The organism is Vibrio sp. 10N.222.46.A1, assembly GCF_041473595.1.
Lineage (GTDB): Bacteria > Pseudomonadota > Gammaproteobacteria > Enterobacterales > Vibrionaceae > Vibrio > Vibrio tasmaniensis_A.
Genome location: NZ_JBFRSN010000831.1, coordinates 1 through 1,338 on the forward strand (window position 1 = coordinate 1; position 1,338 = coordinate 1,338).

2 protein-coding genes are annotated in these 1,338 nt (G+C 44.5%); both read right to left on the bottom strand.

The features are described from left to right. Window positions 1–140: 140 nt before the first annotated feature. A complete protein-coding gene (gene mioC, locus AB4496_RS20650; RefSeq protein ID WP_009848129.1) occupies window positions 141–575 on the bottom strand; it encodes an FMN-binding protein MioC in 435 nt (144 codons plus the stop codon). A gap of 50 nt (window positions 576–625) precedes the next feature. Next, window positions 626–1,338: GTPase (locus AB4496_RS20655; RefSeq protein ID WP_372131826.1), on the bottom strand; the 713-nt coding region annotated here is incomplete at its 5' end.

Genomic DNA, 1,338 nt, shown 5'->3' on the forward strand with positions numbered 1-1,338 from the left:
CCGTATATGTATGATCTTATCCACAGAGGAAATTGAAAAAATGGGCATGTATTTCGATTTATTTTCAAAAAAGTTATTCACAATCACGATTTTCAGAGACAAAAAAAGCGGCATAAGCCGCTTTTTAGAATGTTGAGGTGTTAAAACTGGTCACTATGATCGTTAAACCATTCCTCTGCAGCATCTTCTGGGACCGGTGTTTCAAGAACATCGATGGTAAAACAGCCAGAAATAGCTTGAGCACCGAGCTCTTTTAGTTGGCTGTGGACAGATTTACCTGCCAAACAGAAGGTATCGTAGCTCGAATCTCCAAGCGCCACTACAGCAAAGCGAACCTGGCTTAAATCTGGAGATTGCTGGGTCAATGCGTCGATAAACGGCTTAATATTATCTGGAAATTCACCGGCACCATGAGTTGAAGTGACCAACAACCAAAAGCCTTGTTGGGGGATATCATCGTATTCAGGCTGATTATGAAGGGTTATTTCATGACCTTGCTCTTCAAGAAGATCATTAAGGTGATCGCCAACGTACTCTGCACCACCTAAGGTGCTACCTGTAATAATGTGGATCATTAAGCTGTCCTTACTAAAGAAGAAGGCCAGCATGAGCTGGCCTTTTAAGGTTATTTACCAATACAGAATGAAGAGAAGATGCGACCTAAAAGATCGTCTGAACTGAACTCACCCGTGATCTCATTGAGGTGCTGCTGAGTAATTCGAAGCTCTTCCGCTAAAATCTCACCCGCCATGTAGCCTTCAAGCTGCTGTTGGCCGATATCTAGGTGTTCTGATGCTCGTTCTAGGGCATCTAAGTGACGACGACGTGCCATAAAGCCACCTTCATGACCACCAGCAAAGCCCATACAATCCTTTAGATGACTACGCAGAGCGTCGACACCTTGGCCTGTTTTGGCTGATAAGCGAATCAGGGTTGGATCGTTAACATGACAAATGCCTAACTCTTCACTGGTTTGATCCGCTTTATTACGAATTACCGTCATTCCGATGTTGTTTGGTAGACGATCAACGAAATCTGGCCAGATATCTTTCGGGTCTGTTGCGTCTGTTGTTGTGCCATCAACCATAAATAAAACTCGGTCTGCCTGAGCTATTTCTTCCCAAGCACGTTCAATACCGATTTTTTCTACTTCATCTGAGGCCTCACGTAGGCCTGCGGTATCAATAATATGCAGTGGCATGCCGTCAATATGGATATGTTCACGCAGTACATCACGTGTCGTTCCCGCAATATCGGTCACAATGGCAGATTCTTTACCCGACAGCGCATTCAATAGGCTTGATTTACCCGCATTTGGGCGGCCTGCAATCACGACTT

Excerpts from the sequence above, each read along its gene's own strand:
- mioC (WP_009848129.1), bottom strand. The coding sequence starts at position 575 with ATGATCCACATTATTACAGGTAGCACCTTAGGTGGTGCAGAGTACGTT.